At 42.8% G+C, this 16,063-nt stretch carries 11 protein-coding genes; 8 read left to right on the top strand and 3 right to left on the bottom strand.

Annotated features, from left to right (window positions below; genetic code table 11):
• Positions 1 to 5: 5 nt before the first annotated feature.
• Positions 6 to 1,919, bottom strand: a complete 1,914-nt coding sequence (locus FHS86_RS06440) for a RecQ family ATP-dependent DNA helicase (protein ID WP_429412156.1) — start codon at positions 1,917 to 1,919, stop codon at positions 6 to 8.
• Between the two features lie 152 nt (positions 1,920 to 2,071).
• Between FHS86_RS06440 and guaB the strand changes: the two genes are divergently transcribed.
• The 6 genes from guaB (at position 2,072) to FHS86_RS06410 (ending at position 10,552) form a co-directional block, all read left to right on the top strand.
• A complete protein-coding gene (guaB, locus tag FHS86_RS06435) occupies positions 2,072 to 3,544 on the top strand; it encodes an IMP dehydrogenase (RefSeq protein WP_429412155.1) in 1,473 nt (490 codons plus the stop codon).
• Positions 3,545 to 3,657: 113 nt separating this feature from the next.
• Positions 3,658 to 5,598: a peptidylprolyl isomerase gene (locus FHS86_RS06430; protein WP_429412154.1), complete on the top strand. Its 1,941-nt coding sequence runs from the start codon at positions 3,658 to 3,660 to the stop codon at positions 5,596 to 5,598.
• Between the two features lie 59 nt (positions 5,599 to 5,657).
• Positions 5,658 to 6,515, top strand: coding sequence for a hypothetical protein (locus FHS86_RS06425; protein WP_429412153.1), 858 nt, complete (start codon positions 5,658 to 5,660; stop codon positions 6,513 to 6,515).
• Positions 6,516 to 6,525: 10 nt separating this feature from the next.
• Entirely contained in the window at positions 6,526 to 7,875 is a 1,350-nt protein-coding gene (locus FHS86_RS06420) for a peptidylprolyl isomerase (protein WP_429412152.1), read from the top strand.
• 33 nt (positions 7,876 to 7,908) lie between these two features.
• The gene (locus tag FHS86_RS06415; protein ID WP_429412151.1) at positions 7,909 to 8,871 is read left to right on the top strand and encodes an AAA family ATPase; all 963 of its coding nucleotides are present in this window, start codon (positions 7,909 to 7,911) and stop codon (positions 8,869 to 8,871) included.
• A gap of 109 nt (positions 8,872 to 8,980) precedes the next feature.
• Positions 8,981 to 10,552, top strand: coding sequence for an OstA-like protein (locus tag FHS86_RS06410; protein WP_429412150.1), 1,572 nt, complete (start codon positions 8,981 to 8,983; stop codon positions 10,550 to 10,552).
• A gap of 81 nt (positions 10,553 to 10,633) precedes the next feature.
• Here the strand turns inward: FHS86_RS06410 and rho are convergent, their stop codons facing one another.
• Positions 10,634 to 12,559, bottom strand: coding sequence for a transcription termination factor Rho (rho, locus tag FHS86_RS06405; protein WP_429412149.1), 1,926 nt, complete (start codon positions 12,557 to 12,559; stop codon positions 10,634 to 10,636).
• Between the two features lie 294 nt (positions 12,560 to 12,853).
• On the opposite strand from rho, the gene FHS86_RS06400 reads away from it, so the two are divergent.
• A complete protein-coding gene (locus tag FHS86_RS06400) occupies positions 12,854 to 13,438 on the top strand; it encodes an FKBP-type peptidyl-prolyl cis-trans isomerase (RefSeq protein ID WP_429412148.1) in 585 nt (194 codons plus the stop codon).
• A gap of 22 nt (positions 13,439 to 13,460) precedes the next feature.
• Entirely contained in the window at positions 13,461 to 14,534 is a 1,074-nt protein-coding gene (gene aroC, locus FHS86_RS06395; RefSeq protein WP_429412147.1) for a chorismate synthase, read from the top strand.
• A gap of 55 nt (positions 14,535 to 14,589) precedes the next feature.
• Here aroC and FHS86_RS06390 read toward each other — a convergent pair whose 3' ends face one another.
• Positions 14,590 to 15,843 (bottom strand): dicarboxylate/amino acid:cation symporter, encoded by a 1,254-nt coding sequence (locus FHS86_RS06390; RefSeq protein WP_429412146.1) that lies wholly within the window; start codon positions 15,841 to 15,843, stop codon positions 14,590 to 14,592.
• Positions 15,844 to 16,063: the final 220 nt, after the last annotated feature.

Genomic DNA, 16,063 nt, shown 5'->3' with positions numbered 1-16,063 from the left:
TCTTGTTAATTAAGCAGTCCCTTCCATTCGAGTTTTTCATCAATACGCAGCTTAATTGCCTGATTATCCATAAGCCAGCGCATTACCATCTGAACATGTTCTTCATTTCCTTTTAAACGGAAAAATAATTCATGTTGAAAAAGAGCATCCTTCTTCAGCAGGTTTTCAATATCTGATTGAATACGGCTAAATTCAGTATTGCTCAAACCCAGGTTATTCATGGCATTGCAAACATCGCACTCACCGCAGCGTGCAGGGTTTTTCTCATCAAAATAATGCAATAAAAGCTGGCTGCGGCAAACCGAAGTCGATTCGGCATAATTCAAAACAGCCTCCACCTGCTTCTCATACTGCTGCTTTCGCTCCATGTAATTTTCTTTTGACACCACCAGTTTTGAAGCTTCAATTCGCTCACGTAAAAACACAATAAAAGGCGTATCCTTTTGTGGAACATAGTGAATAATCTTTTGTGAGTCGAGCGCATTCAAATATTTATAAACCAGTTCAGTACTTGTAAGCGATCGTTTGGCAAGTACTTGTTCATTGATGGGACGATATTCGGTAAACATGCCGGTATACGAGCGGAGCAACAACTTAATGAAGGCATCGAATTTTGAGTTGGAGACCTGAAAACGGTACAAATCATCGCGGTTAACCCTGAAATGTACCATTGATGGACGCGTTAACTGATCGGTTAGCTGCATGTATCCATCCCGCTCAAGAATCTTTAGGGAACTAAAAGTGTGTACCAGCGAAAATCTGTACTTTTTTGCAAAATCAACCAGGTTGAAATCGTAGCTCATGTGTTTTCCAAAACCAACGGCCAATTGCAGATAATTGCACAATGCCTCGTAAATACGTTTGATTTGTTCTGCTGGTGGAAATTTCTCACCAATTCCCTTTTTTAGCCTGACCTTATCTGCATTGTTAAAAAGCAGCATGGCCACCGCCTTTTTTCCATCCCTCCCGGCTCTTCCCGCTTCCTGAAAATAAGCTTCAACTGAGTCGGGTACATCGAGATGCAAAACAAAACGTACATCGGGTTTATCAATTCCCATTCCGAAAGCATTGGTTGCCACCATTACCTGCGCTTCACCTGTCAGCCATTTTTCCTGTCGCACACTTCGGCTATCGCCCGACAAGCCAGCATGGTAATAGGTAACGCGAAGCCCTTCGCGCTGCAGCATCTCAGCAATTTCTTTGGTCTTTTTCCGGCTTCGGGTATATACAATGCCGCTTCCTTTGGCTTGTTTCAGGGTTTTAACTACAAAACCCAACTTATTTTCCTCGTGCCGGACTTTGTAAATCAGATTATCGCGCTTGAAGCTTTTCTTAAGAACGTTCTTTTCCCTGAACTGCAACTTCTCCTGAATATCGTTTACCACCCTGGTGGTGGCAGTGGCCGTAAGTGCGAGCAAGCATACATCGGGCAATAACTCCCTTAGTTCAGCAATTTTCAGGTACGAAGGTCTGAAATCGTAGCCCCACTGCGAAATACAATGAGCTTCATCCACTGCGATCAGGTTAATGTTCATGTTCCGGAGCCGCTCACGGAAACGCTCTGTTGCGATGCGTTCGGGCGAAAGGTAAAGAAACTTATAATCGCCCCAGCTGGCATTATCGAAAGCAACCTTCATTTCTTCGGCGCTCATTCCCGAATAAATGGCCTGTGCTTTAATACCACGCCGACGAAGATTTTCCACCTGATCTTTCATCAGGGCAATCAACGGAGTTATCACCAGGCACATACCGGGTGTTGAGAGCGCGTACACCTGAAAGGTAATCGATTTTCCACCTCCGGTAGGCATTAATCCGAGTGTATCTTTTCCTTCGGCGAGCGATTCAATGATCTCTTCCTGAAGGGGTCTGAACGTCGAATAGCCCCAGTACTGCTGTAATATTTTGGTGTATTGGCTCAATGTTTAATTCAACTTAGATTACTGCATCAAAAATAAACTTTAAATTTTTAAAATTTGGAATAGCTGTAAGTGCCATTTATCAATTGTTCTGCGCCCGATATTAACTGATTTTTTTTAGCTTTGCAGACAAATTTCTAACAAAAAACGATAATATGTCATTCTTATCCGACAAAGTGATCACCGAAGGACTTACCTTCGATGATGTATTGTTAGTACCAGCTTACTCTGATGTACTTCCACGCGATGTGATGCTCACTTCTACTTTCACCCGTAACATCGTTCTGAACACCCCCATTGTTTCAGCGGCCATGGATACTGTTACTGAGTCGAAACTGGCAATAGCCATTGCCCGTGAAGGCGGTATCGGGGTCATTCACAAAAACATGAGTATCGATGAACAGGTAAAGCAGGTAACCACTGTAAAACGTGCAGAAAACGGCATGATTTACGATCCGATTACTGTTGAAAAAGATAAAACCGTGGCTGATGTACTCGGGATGATGAGTACCTATAAAATCGGAGGCATTCCGGTTGTCGATAAGGATGGCTACCTGGTAGGCATCGTAACCAACAGAGATTTGCGATTCGAACGACATTTCGATAAAAAAATCGAAGAAGTGATGACCAAAGAAAATTTGGTAACCACCAATGAATCGACCGACCTCGAAAAAGCTGCCGACATCCTTCAGAATTACAAAATTGAGAAGCTGCCCGTAGTGGATAAAAACAATAAGCTGATCGGGCTGGTCACTTACAAGGACATCACCAAGGCCAAAGACAAGCCCAATGCCTGCAAGGACAAGAAAGGACGACTGAGAGTGGCAGCCGCTGTAGGAATTAGTGGCGACAGCATGGAACGCATCGATGCCCTGGTTAAAGCCGATGTTGATGCCATTGTAATGGATACGGCACACGGGCATTCGAAATACGTACTCGAAACGTTGAAAAGAGCCAAAGCCAAATATCCCGAGAAAGAGTTCGTAGTAGGAAATATTGCGACGGCCGAAGCTGCTACCGACCTGGTACTCGCTGGTGCCGATGCAGTAAAAGTAGGAATTGGTCCGGGATCAATTTGCACCACCCGGGTGATAGCCGGTGTGGGAATGCCGCAATTATCGGCCATTTACAATGTTTCGAAAGCCATTAAAGATTCAGGTGTACCCGTAATTGCCGATGGCGGCTTGCGTTATTCGGGCGACATTGTTAAAGCACTGGCTGCCGGTGCCAGTTCCGTGATGGCCGGAAGCCTGTTTGCAGGTGTTGAAGAATCACCAGGTGAAACCATCCTCTTCCAGGGGCGTAAATTCAAAGCCTACCGTGGTATGGGATCGGTCGAAGCCATGCAGGCCGGATCGAAGGACCGTTATTTTCAGGATGTTGAAGAAGACATTAAAAAACTGGTTCCCGAAGGCATTGCTGCCCGGGTTCCTTACAAAGGCACCTTGTACGAAGTACTTTACCAGCTTATTGGAGGTTTAAGAGCAGGAATGGGTTATTGTGGTGCTAAAGACATCAATGCCCTGCACCATGCTAAATTTACACGCATTACTGCCGCCGGAGTTCTCGAAAGCCACCCGCATGATGTGGCCATCACCCGTGAAGCTCCTAATTACAGTAGCCGATAATAATCAACTATATTATTCGTTTAAAAAAGGTTCCGGTAGTTCCGGATCCTTTTTTTAAGCGTATAAACCTGCTTCTAATATTAAATTACACTGGCAAACAAACGATATAAATTATGAAACGCTATTTATCATTTCTTCTGTTTATGTTATTGGCCACTACCCTGCTGGCCGGAAAAAATGTAATTGTAACCATTAGTGATCATCAATTTACACTCGATGAATATGAGCGCATTTACCGAAAAAACAATACGCAACTCAACGACGAACGGGATGTTAAATCGCCAAAAGAATACCTCGATTTATTTGTTAACTACAAACTAAAGGTAATTGAAGCCGAGAACAAGGGATACGATACCATTCAGGCTTTCATCGATGAACTGGAAGGTTACCGTAAAGAACTCGCCAAACCTTATCTTACCGATGTTTCATTTACCGACTCAATGGTTAAAACGGCTTATTTCAGAACCATCAACCATGTCAAAGCAAGTCATATTCTCCTGAATGTAGCTCCCAATGCCAGCCCTGAAGACACCCTGCAAATTTACCAGCGAATCATCGATATTCGCAATCAGGCGCTTAGCGGTGAGAAAACCTTCGCCGAACTGGCTGTTGCCTTCTCTGAAGATCCTTCGGCCCAAACCAACATGGGCGATCTGGGTTATTTCAAGGCCTTCAACATGATTACTGAATTTGAAAATACAGCCTACAATACCCCCGTTGGTGAAATAAGCATGCCGGTTCGCACCCAGTATGGGTATCATATTATTCAGGTGAATGACCTCAAAAGAAATGAAGGAGAGGTAAAGGTTGCACACATCATGAAAATGTTCAACAACCGCAATGAAGTGAATGAGGCCATTGATCAACAGTACAAAAAAGAAGCCGACAGCCTTTATCAGCTCTTGCTCGATGGTGCCGATTTTGCCGAACTGGCAGCAAAGCACTCCGACGACCGCGGCTCAAAAAATAATGGAGGCGAGATGCAGTGGATTTCTGAAACCTTCAGTGTTAAACCCTTTGTCGAAGCTGCTTTTGCTCTTGAAGATTCAGGAAGCATTGCACCACCTGTTCGCACTCCTTACGGATGGCACATCATTAAAATGATTGACCGCCGTCCGCCTCCAAAATTTGAAGATATCAAAGAGGAGCTCACCCAAAAAGTGAAAGCCGACCCTGCGCGCAGTAAACACAGCCAGCTTTTATTCATTAACAAGCTGAAGGAAAACTATGGCTATGAAAGCTACGCTGAAAACCTTGCCAAATTAAACGAAAGCCTCGATACAGCAGGTCAGACACTCAACTACTTTCCCGAAGTGCTGGTCGGGCTTCCCCTTTACAAGGTAGGCGACTCAGTTTTTACCACGCAATCGTTTATCGATTATCTGACAGGAAAAAAAGTCAAAGCACCCTACGCTGCACTTCGAATTAAAGACCAGTTGAAGAAATACAACGATGACGTGCTGATACAGTACGAAGACAGCAAACTAGAAGCTAAATACCCTGAATTTGCACAAATCATGGAAGAATACCACGATGGAATGCTACTCTTTGCCATTATGCAGGATGAGGTATGGGACCGCGCTGTTGAAGACACACTCGGACTTGAAAGCTACTATCAGAACAACAAAGGAACGTATCTCTGGGAAAAGCACTTCGATGGCTTGCTTATCGAATGTGAAACAGCTGAAGCAGCCAGCCAGTGCAGGCAACTTATCGATCAGGGCTTTAACACCGCGGAAAGCCTGAAAAACGAAATACAGAATGCCGGTACCGAGGGTGTTAAAATAGAAACAGGCAAATGGGAAAAAGGAGACAATGAAATGATCGACTTTTTGCATTTCAATGTTCCCCAACCCGATAGGGCTGATGCGGAGAAGGTTTTTACCCATGGAATGCTTGTTGAAGCGGGTAAAGCGAAAACACTTGATGAAGCCCGCGGTTTATACATTTCTGACTATCAACAATTACTCGAAGAAGCATGGATCGCGCAATTGAGAGAACAGCATCCAGTTAAAGTAAACAAAAGACTGCTGAAAAAAGTGAAGGCACTCTAGTTTAAGGAAATAACAATAGCAAGCCGACCATCTATAAATTAAAGTGGCTGCAAAGAAAAATGAACAAAGCGATTACAATAGTATTCCTCTTGCTTACTGTGCTTTCGGCGTGTATGCAAAAAACAGAAAAGCCCAACGATGTAATCGTAGCTCAGGCTGCAGGTAAAGTACTGTTAAAATCAGAGCTTGTGAAAGATTATCCTTTGCAAAATGTAGATAAAAACGACTCACTGGCTTACATTAACGATTACATTAATAAATGGATTAAACAGCAACTTTTGGTTGCCGAGGCTGAAAGAGTGCTTAAGCCTGATGAGCTGAACATTCAAAAAGAACTTGAATTGTACCGCCAGGAATTAATTATACACAAGTATAAAAACAAGCGGGTAAGCGCGCTGGTCGATGCCGATCTGGCTTTTAGCGAAATTGAAGAATATTACAACAAGCATTTGAAAACTTTCACGCTCAACTATCCGATTGTAACGGTAGATTATATTATTTTTCCCGAAGGAGTAGAAATATCAAATAACAACAAAAGGAAATTGCTTGATATATCGGAAGATGCAGACCCTGATCGTGATGATTTCATTTTTCGTCATGCACGCAAGTATGATAATTTCAACAATAACTGGATATATTTTCACCAGTTACTTAATCAGATAGCCTATCCGATTGAGCAGCCTGAGGCTTTTCTCAAAAAGAATGTTTCTATTGAATTTGAAAAGGACAATGAACAACACATTATTGTTATCAAGTCGTATTACCTCAGTGGCGAAACAGCACCCATCGAATTTGTAAGTCCACAAATTAAAAGCTTGCTCGTTAACAACAAAAAATTAGATTTTTTAAGAGAAATTAAGGATAGTTTGTACAACAATGGCCTAAAATACAATAAATTTACGGTCTTTAATAAATAACAGAACCACCATGCAAAACCGCAAAATAATTGTTGCTTTATTGATCATTTTCAACATTATTTCATTTCCCATTTTTTCGCAGGATAAAAACATCGACCAGATAGTTGCTATTATTGGAAGTAATATCATTCTGAAATCAGAAATTGAAGCCATTAACTTGCAAAATCAGGCACAGGGAATTACCTCCGAAGGTGATATGAAATGTGAAATACTCGAAGATTTGATGGTTGAAAAACTACTGGTTGCCGAGGCCGAACTGGATACCAACATCGTGGTTACCGATAATCAGATCAATCAGCAGCTCGATCTCCGGGTTGATTATTTTCTTCAGCACCTGGGTTCCGAAAAAGAAGTGGAAAACTATTTTAAGAAGCCCATTGCCCAACTAAAATCCGATCTGAAAGACGTAATAAGAAATGAAATTCTGAGTAATCAGATGCGCAACACCATCATTCAGGACGTTAAGGTAACCCCTTCGGAAGTGAGGTACCATTTCCGTAATCTTCCTGAAGATGAAAAGCCCCGGGTAAATACACAGTATCAGTATGCTCAGATTAGCTTAATTCCTTCGATCAGCGAGAAGGAAGAAATCAGAATAAAGGATGAACTGCGTAAAATTAAGAAACGGGTCGAAGACGGAGAAAACTTTGCCATGTTTGCGGTGCTTTATTCCGAAGGCCCAAGTGCCAGTAATGGTGGCGATTTGGGATATTTCGGAAGAGCCACCATGGATCCCGCCTTCTCTGCAGCTGCTTTCAACCTTAAAGCAGGCCAGGTTTCCAATGTCGTTGAAAGTGAATTTGGCTTTCACATCATTCAGTTAATCGATCGACGGGGGGAAAAAATCAGGGCCCGGCACATCATTATGAAACCCAAAATCGACATTGAGACCAAGGAAAAGGCCATTGCCACCATGGACAGTCTGGCCAATGCCATCCGGAAAGACGAAATCACTTTCGAACAGGCCGCCATGCGCTATTCGCACGATAAAACCTCTCGCAATAATGGTGGAATTGTAGTACACCCAATGACCATGTCGTCGAAATTTGAACTATCGGCACTCCCGCCCGATGCTTCAAAAAAACTGACTCAGATGAAGATTGGTGAAATTTCCGATCCGTTTATCACCATCAACGATAAACAACGCGAAGTAATCCAGATGGTAAAACTGATCGACAAAATTGACGCCCATACCGCAAGCGTTTCAGAAGATTATCCCATGTTAAGCGAAATCTACCTGCAGAAAAAACAGGAGGAAACCATACAGCAATGGATTTCTGAAAGACAGGCTAAAACCTACATTCGTCTCGACGACACCTATGCCAATTGTGATTTCAGGTTTAAAAACTGGATAAAATGATTAATTTTGAAGGTAAATTAAAACCGCTAAAACATGAAATACGCAGGAGATAAAGAAGCCATCGATGCGCTAAATAAAAAGCATGACATCTTGCTCAGCGAGATAGGCAAGGCTGTTTATGGCCAGGATGAAATTATCAGACAGGTGCTCATTTCCATTCTGAGTCAGGGGCACTGTTTACTTGTTGGGGTGCCCGGGCTGGCAAAAACCCTGCTCGTTAATACCATTGCAAAAGTATTGGGTCTCGATTACAATCGTATTCAGTTTACTCCCGACCTGATGCCATCCGACATTATTGGAACCGAAATTCTCGATCATAACAAGGAGTTTAAGTTTATCAAAGGACCGGTGTTTGCCAATATCATTCTGGCCGACGAAATTAACCGTACCCCTCCAAAAACACAGTCGGCATTGCTCGAAGCCATGCAGGAGCGCTCAGTAACCTCGGCCGGGCATCATTTCAAGCTCGACAAGCCATTTTTTGTACTGGCAACCCAGAACCCGATCGAACAGGAAGGAACCTATCCCCTTCCCGAAGCCCAGCTCGACCGTTTTATGTTTTCACTTTGGCTCGACTATCCTCAATTCGAAGATGAGTTAACCATCGTAAAAAATACAACCTCGTCGTACAAAGCCGAACTAAGTACGGTTTTATCAAAAACAGAAATAATTGAATTTCAGGACCTGATACGGAAAATACCCATCAACGACAGCGTACTGAAATATGCAGTTACCCTGGCTTCTAAAACCAGGGCCGAATCACCACTGGCCCCTGCTATAAGCAAACAATATCTAAAATGGGGTGCCGGACCACGTGCTTCGCAATACCTTGTTATTGGTGCAAAAACCCACGCAGCACTGCATGGCAAGTACTCCCCCGATATTGAAGATGTAAAAGCAGTGGCTATATCGGTGCTCCGACATCGCATTATCAAAAATTACAAGGCCGAAGCCGAAAACCTGACTGTTGAAAGCATCATCGAACAATTGCTTTAATAAAATCGGCATGTTGTACGGTACAATTTACATTCGCACACATAAAAGCCTGACATTACTGGTCAGGCTTATTTTATCATGGCTCCTGTTGTTGATAACAATTCAGGGGATGGCCCAACAGAAATCAAAAAAAACCATCCAAATCGAAAATGCCAATATCATGCTCAGCGATGTAAAAATTGTAAAGGATGCGCGCAGGCTGATTGGTGATGTACGACTGACCCATAAAAATATTGTAATGAAATGCGACAGTGCCTGGGTTTATTCGAATACCAACCAGGTGGATGCCTTTGGAAATGTTCACATCCTGAGTAACGACACACTCAATCTTTGGGCCCGGTACATTCGCTACGATGGCAATACCGAATTGGCCAAAGCACGCTATAATGTTGTTCTTGAAGACCCAACACTCACACTAACCACCGATTCGCTCGATTTCGACATGAAGGAAGAAATTGGTTACTACAATTACGGCGGTACCATTGTCGACAGCACCAACACACTTACCAGCGAGATTGGAAGATATTACACACAAATTAATGAGCTGTTTTTTACACGCGATGTGGTGTTAAAAAACGAAAACTATACCATGACCGCCGACACCATGATTTACAATACCGAAACTGAAATTGTAAATTTTGAAGGCCCTACACGCATTGTTGGCGACAGTACCTTTGTTTATTCCACCCTGGGCTGGTTTAATACCCGTACCAACGAGAGCCAACTCGAACGCAATTCAACCATCAGGAGAGGAGACACACAAATACAGGCCGATTATATTTTTTACAACGACAACAATGGTGAAGGCGATGCGCTGGGCAGCGTTGTAATCAACGATTTTGCCAACAACATGATCGTTGCAGGAAACAAGGCCGAATACGATGATTTTGAACAATATGCCATGGTAACCGATTCGGCAATATGGATACAGTATTACGAAGAAGATTCGCTTTTCCTGCATGCCGATACACTCTATACCATGCCCGACACCTCGGCTGTTGATGCAAAAATTCTACTTTGCTATCACGATGTACGCTTTTTTCGTTCCGACATGCAGGGTGTAGCCGACTCACTGGCCTACTATACCAACGATTCAACTATTCAGCTCTACAACGATCCGGTATTATGGTCGGGCGAAAACCAAATGACTGCCGATTACATTGAATTCATCAACAACACTCCGCCTCCAAACGAAGTGTACATGAAAAACAATTCTTTCATTATTCAACAACTTGATTCGAGTAAATTCAATCAGATCAAGGGAAAGAATATGCTTGGGCTGATAAAGGGACAATCGCTGTTCCGAATTGATGTTAATGGAAACGGGCAATCAATTTATTATCCGGCCGATAAAAAAGACTACATTGGATTGAACAAGGCAGAAAGCAGCAACATCATTCTATATCTGAACGACAATCAAATCAGGCGGATTACCTTTGTTGGCTCTCCGGTGGGAGTAATGAATCCATTGATGGAAGTTGTTTCTTCGGAAACCAGGTTGGATGGATTTGACTGGCGTGCCGCTGAACGCCCCCTAAGCCGTTACGATATTTTTGGGGTTAGAAGCGACTCGGCAGCAGTTAAGGAATTACCTGACTCCGAAATCAAAACGGTACTGCCCGACATACAACAAACAAAAAAGGAACTCGATGAGCAATGGAATGAAAGAGATCTTAAATAGAAAAAATTGATCGTTTAAAATAAAAAATCCGCCCATTGAGCGGATTTTCTTTTATGTAAACTGTAGTAAAACAATTGTAGCTTATCTTTCACTGTTCATTGAGATAATAAATTCTTCATTTGAAGCAGTCTTCACCAGTCGGTCACGTAAAAAGTCCATTGCTTCGATGGCATTCATGTCAGCCAGATAATTGCGCAGAATCCAGATTTTGTCGAGCATACTTTTATGCAGCAACAAATCTTCGCGACGGGTACTTGAAAGGGTGACATCGACAGCAGGGAAAATACGCTTGTTGGATAAGCGTCGGTCGAGCTGAAGTTCCATGTTACCGGTACCTTTAAATTCTTCAAAAATTACCTCATCCATCTTGGAGCCTGTTTCGGTCAAAGCAGTTGCCAGAATGGTAAGCGATCCACCTTCCTCAATGTTACGGGCGGCTCCAAAGAAACGCTTGGGTTTGTGCAGTGCGTTGGCATCAACTCCACCCGATAATACCTTACCCGAGGCCGGCTGTACGGTGTTGTAGGCACGGGCCAGACGGGTAATCGAATCGAGCAGAATCACTACATCATGTCCGCATTCGGTAAGGCGCTTGGCCTTTTCAAGTACAATATTGGCCACTTTAACGTGCCGTTCGGCCGGCTCATCAAAGGTCGACGAAACCACTTCGGCATTCACACTGCGAGCCATGTCGGTAACCTCTTCAGGTCGTTCGTCAATCAGTAAAACAATCATGTACACTTCGGGATGATTGGCAGCAATAGCATTCGCAATCTCTTTCAGCAATACTGTTTTACCGGTTTTTGGCTGTGCAACAATCAATCCCCTTTGTCCCTTACCAATTGGTGCAAACAAATCAACAATACGGGTCGAAAGTGAATCACGTCCGTCCCCTTTGGTAATATTGAATTTTTCTTCGGGGAAAAGCGGTGTCAGATGATCGAATGGAACACGGTCACGGACAAACTCAGGAGCTCTTCCGTTAATTTCCAATACTTTAATCAGCGGAAAATACTTCTCTCCTTCCTTGGGAGGTCTGATGGTTCCATTTACTGTATCACCGGTTTTTAAACCGAAAAGCTTAATTTGTGATTGTGAAACATAAATATCGTCAGGAGAATTGAGGTAGTTATAGTCAGACGAACGCAGGAATCCGTATCCATCCTGCATGATTTCAAGTACTCCGGAGTTCGTAATTAATCCTTCAAAATCGAAAATTGTTTTTTCCTGATTTTGCTGATTCTGACGGAAATTGCGCTTTAGACCAACATCGTTTTGACGCTCGTTACGGTCCTGAAAGTTACGACGATTATCAAATTGCTTCTCCTTTGCTTCGAAGTTACGATTTTCTTTCTGATCGCCGTTGCGATTTTCCTTCTGTTCTACGTTACGGTTTTCTTTGGGCTCAGTGCTGCGGTTTTCTTTCGAAGCACTCTGTTCTGCATTACCATTTTGATTGGCCGCACTGGTAGAATGATAATTGGCATTGCCCATCACTTGTTGTTTGCGCGGTCCCTGTTGTTCATTGGTTTCGGGACGCTTGTGTACAGGAGCATTTTCTCTCTGACGAACATTGTTGTCGCTTGTTGTTGGTTTTGCCTGTTCTGCAGGTTTCTCCACCTTTTTAAAAGGATCCTGTACCTTCGACTCGGATTTGACATCCTTCGAATCAGCTTTGCGCTCATCCTTATTGTACTTCACCTTTTCATCGCGAAGCTTGGTAAGGCGGGTACGTTTGCGTCTTGCTTTGCTCTCGTCATCGGTCTTCTTGTTTTCAAAGACTACCGGTTTTTTATTTTCTTGAGCAGGATGTTCTTTTTTGGGCTTATTGGCGACAGGTTTCTCACTTTTGAGTTTTCCCTCTGAGGAAAGAATTGCCTGCGTGTCAAGAATTTTGTAAATCAAATCTTGCTTTTTAAATTTCTCAACACGTTTAATTTGAAGTTCCTTGGCAATATCCCGAAGTTCAGAAACTAACTTCTTGTTGAGTTCTAAAATATCGTACATATTAAATTATTTTCAGCCGGTCGAGCCGGCGAATTGTGTAAAATGTTTTGATTGAATGATAAAATTAAGGAAATGTAGTCGTGTGTGTTAAACAAACTTTTCTGTAAATTCCATTGCAATAATACACTAATAACAATTAATAAGCAAAAAAGATGCTTCATTTTTGCTTCTTGTTCCAATATTTCCTAATAAATCACATTAATTTAGATTTAATTTTCATAAACCTTCGATACGCATAATTGTTACACCAATCAAATTGCTTAGTTTTGCAGACATTAACGTAAAATAAAAAACATGACTATTTCGATTAATAAAATGGTAACACTCAGTTACACACTGAGGCAGGAAAGTAAAAGCGGAGATGTAATTGAACAAACCCCCGAAACAGCACCATTAAAATTTGTATTTGGCCTTGGAACCATGCTGCCAATGTTTGAGTCAAACCTTGCCGGACTAAAACAAGGCGAAGATTTTGAAATGCAACTCAAAGCCAGTGATGCCTATGGTGAAATTGATGAAAACGCCATCGTTGAACTCGATAAAAATATTTTTGAAGTAGAAGGATCATTTGACGAAGAGCGCTTTGCTGTTGGAGCACAAGTTCCAATGCAAACATCAAACGGTCAAAGGCTGAATGGTATCGTTAAAAGTGTTGATGCTGATACTTTAACCATGGACTTTAATCACCCGCTTGCCGGAATGGATCTTTACTTTAGCGGAAACATCATCGAAGTACGTGAAGCGACTGAAGAAGAGCTGGCACCATCGATGGGCTGTGGCTGTGGTTCAGGAGGTTGTGGCTCGGGCGAGGAAAGTTGTTCTACCGAAGGTTCAGATTGTGGTTGCAGTTCAGGTTCCGGCTCAGGATGTGGATGCTAAACCGGTTTGAATCTAAACTGCTATGAACACTCTTGGACAAATATTCAGACTAACAACTTTCGGTGAATCACACGGTGCCGGCATTGGCGGAATCATCGATGGCTGCCCTGCGGGTCTGACCATCGATCCGAAACTGGTACAGGATGAACTAGACCGCCGAAAACCAGGTCAGTCAAAAATTACCACCCAGCGAAAGGAAAGCGATACCGTTGAGTTTTATTCGGGTATTTTCGAAGGACAAACCACTGGAACTCCCATTGGTTTTTTCATTAAAAATAAGGATCAGCATTCGAACGATTACAATAATCTGAAAGATGTATACCGACCTTCGCATGCCGATTATACCTATGCGCAGAAATATGGTGTACGCGATCACAGAGGCGGAGGTCGTTCTTCGGCACGCGAAACCATTGCCAGAGTAGCGGCTGGAGCCATTGCCAGGCAATTGCTGAAACAACTCAATATTTCTATCCATGCCTATGTACATAGTGTGGGCGAAATTGAAGTGAAGAAACAATACAGCGAACTTGATTTGTCGCTCACCGAGAGCAACATTGTTCGTTGTCCCGATTTAGCAACAGCCGAAAAAATGATCGAACGGATTGAAGAAGCCGGAAGAAATCACGACACGGTTGGCGGAACCATTTCCTGTGTTATTAAAGGTGTACCTACAGGATGGGGTGCACCGGTCTTTAATAAACTGCATGCCGATCTGGGGTTTGCCATGCTCGGTATCAACGCCGTAAAAGGCTTTGAATACGGATCGGGCTTCGAAGGTACAAAACTTAGCGGAAGCGAACACAACGATATTTTCATCAATGAAGAGGGTGTGGTAAGAACCGCCACCAATAATTCAGGTGGAATACAGGGTGGAATATCCAATGGACAGGATATCTACTTTAAAGTAGCTTTCAAGCCCATAGCAACCCTTCTGAAAGAACAACAAACCATCGACAAGGAATTAAAGTCGACCACCATCAACCCCAAAGGACGACACGATCCCTGTGTACTGCCCCGGGCCGTTCCCATTGTTGAAAGCATGGCAGCACTGGTGTTGGCCGACCACTATTTAATGAGTAAATTATCGAAACTATAAATAAAAAATCCCGGCAATTAAAGCCGGGATTTTTTGTTTATAGCTATTTGTAATGTTAGCGGCTCATTAGTTTTTCTCCTTCACTGGCTGCAATTACAGCAGCACCACAGCTGTCGCTCCAAACATTTACTGCTGTGCGAATCATATCAAGCGGACGATCTACTACCAGGATTAGCCCAATGGCTGTTTCAGGCAAACCAATGGCTTTCAGTATGATTACTATAGCAACCAGGCTTGCTGATGGAATTCCGGCCACTCCAATCGATGTAAGCAAAGCCACAATCACAATGGTTAACTGCATTCCAAAACTGATATCCAGTCCATAGGCCTGTGCAATAAATATAGCAGCAACACACTCATAAAGTGCTGTTCCATCCATATTGATGGTTGCCCCCAGGGGTAAAACAAAACTTGAAACTTTTTTAGAAACACCAGCCTGGCTCACCCCTTCGATGGTTTCGGGCAGGGTAGCTGACGATGAACTGGTTGAAAATGCTGTTAACAAAGCCTTCGACATGACCTTAAAGTAAGCAGCCGGATTCACCTTCCCGATTGCATACAAGATTGCCGACGTAGAAACCACAACATGAAATAACAGAGCAATCAGCACAATTCCTCCAAATTTCAACAAAGGAAGTACGGCATCAAAACCCGTTTCACTTACTGTTTTGGCTACCAGCCCCAGCACTCCAAGCGGTGCAATTTTCATAATCAGATTGGTAATGTCGAGCATTACATCGTACACACCATTCCAAAAATTGAGTTGAACTTCCCTGTATTGAACAAGCAGGCGACGAATAAAAAAACCAAAAATCAGACTAAAGGTAATGAGTCCCAGCATTTGTCCCTCACTCGCAGCTTTAAAAATATTGGGTGGTACCATGCGAAGAAATACCTTGTAAATTTCTCCCTGGTCTTTACCGCTAATCGAAGTAAGCTGTTCGGCCGACAAGGGAGCCAATGCGAGTAACTCTTTCGCCGGCTTTCCATCAATGATGCCTGGTGTGAAAATATTGACCAGTATTAGCCCGGTCAAAATAGCTATCGTACTGGTTGTTAGATAATAAACCATAGTTTTTGCCCCCATTCGGGCAAATCCCTTTTCAGATGAAATATTGGACACACCGGTAATAATTGCCGAGATAATGAGAGGTACAACAATCATTTTCAGGGCATTTAAAAACAAAGTCCCGCTAAACTCAAATATCCCTGTCAAGTCAAGTATACCGCCTTCGCCAAAATAAAGGCCCAAAGGAACCGATAAAACCAAAGCAATCAATATCTGCCAGTGTAATGCAATCTTCTTCATTCCCTTTTTTGTTTATTTTTCAATACAAAGTCTGCCTTGCGTCAATATGCCTTCGGTAGTTGATCGTGATTAACAATTTGTTTAAACATTATTTGCAGCAAAAAAATGATCGATTTCATATCCGAAATGAATCGGTGCTAAATAATTTGCCGTTAAAGCAAGCCATGTAGGTCAAAACATTATCATCTTAATTTACAGAATGATATAACGCAACAAATTG

Origin of the sequence: Roseimarinus sediminis (assembly GCF_050433125.1) — a bacterium.
GTDB lineage: Bacteria > Bacteroidota > Bacteroidia > Bacteroidales > Prolixibacteraceae > Roseimarinus > Roseimarinus sediminis.
The sequence above is the reverse complement of the archived record's forward strand: the minus strand, read 5'-3'. Positions and strand labels throughout refer to the sequence as shown.

What these genes read in the sequence shown, in the direction of transcription:
- guaB (WP_429412155.1), top strand. Translation starts at nt 2,072, where the DNA reads ATGTCATTCTTATCCGACAAAGTGATCACCGAAGGACTTACCTTCGAT.
- FHS86_RS06430 (WP_429412154.1), top strand. Translation starts at nt 3,658, where the DNA reads ATGAAACGCTATTTATCATTTCTTCTGTTTATGTTATTGGCCACTACC.
- FHS86_RS06425 (WP_429412153.1), top strand. Translation starts at nt 5,658, where the DNA reads ATGAACAAAGCGATTACAATAGTATTCCTCTTGCTTACTGTGCTTTCG.
- FHS86_RS06420 (WP_429412152.1), top strand. Translation starts at nt 6,526, where the DNA reads ATGCAAAACCGCAAAATAATTGTTGCTTTATTGATCATTTTCAACATT.
- FHS86_RS06415 (WP_429412151.1), top strand. Translation starts at nt 7,909, where the DNA reads ATGAAATACGCAGGAGATAAAGAAGCCATCGATGCGCTAAATAAAAAG.
- FHS86_RS06410 (WP_429412150.1), top strand. Translation starts at nt 8,981, where the DNA reads ATGGCCCAACAGAAATCAAAAAAAACCATCCAAATCGAAAATGCCAAT.
- rho (WP_429412149.1), bottom strand. Translation starts at nt 12,559, where the DNA reads ATGTACGATATTTTAGAACTCAACAAGAAGTTAGTTTCTGAACTTCGG.
- FHS86_RS06400 (WP_429412148.1), top strand. Translation starts at nt 12,854, where the DNA reads ATGACTATTTCGATTAATAAAATGGTAACACTCAGTTACACACTGAGG.
- aroC (WP_429412147.1), top strand. Translation starts at nt 13,461, where the DNA reads ATGAACACTCTTGGACAAATATTCAGACTAACAACTTTCGGTGAATCA.
- FHS86_RS06390 (WP_429412146.1), bottom strand. Translation starts at nt 15,843, where the DNA reads ATGAAGAAGATTGCATTACACTGGCAGATATTGATTGCTTTGGTTTTA.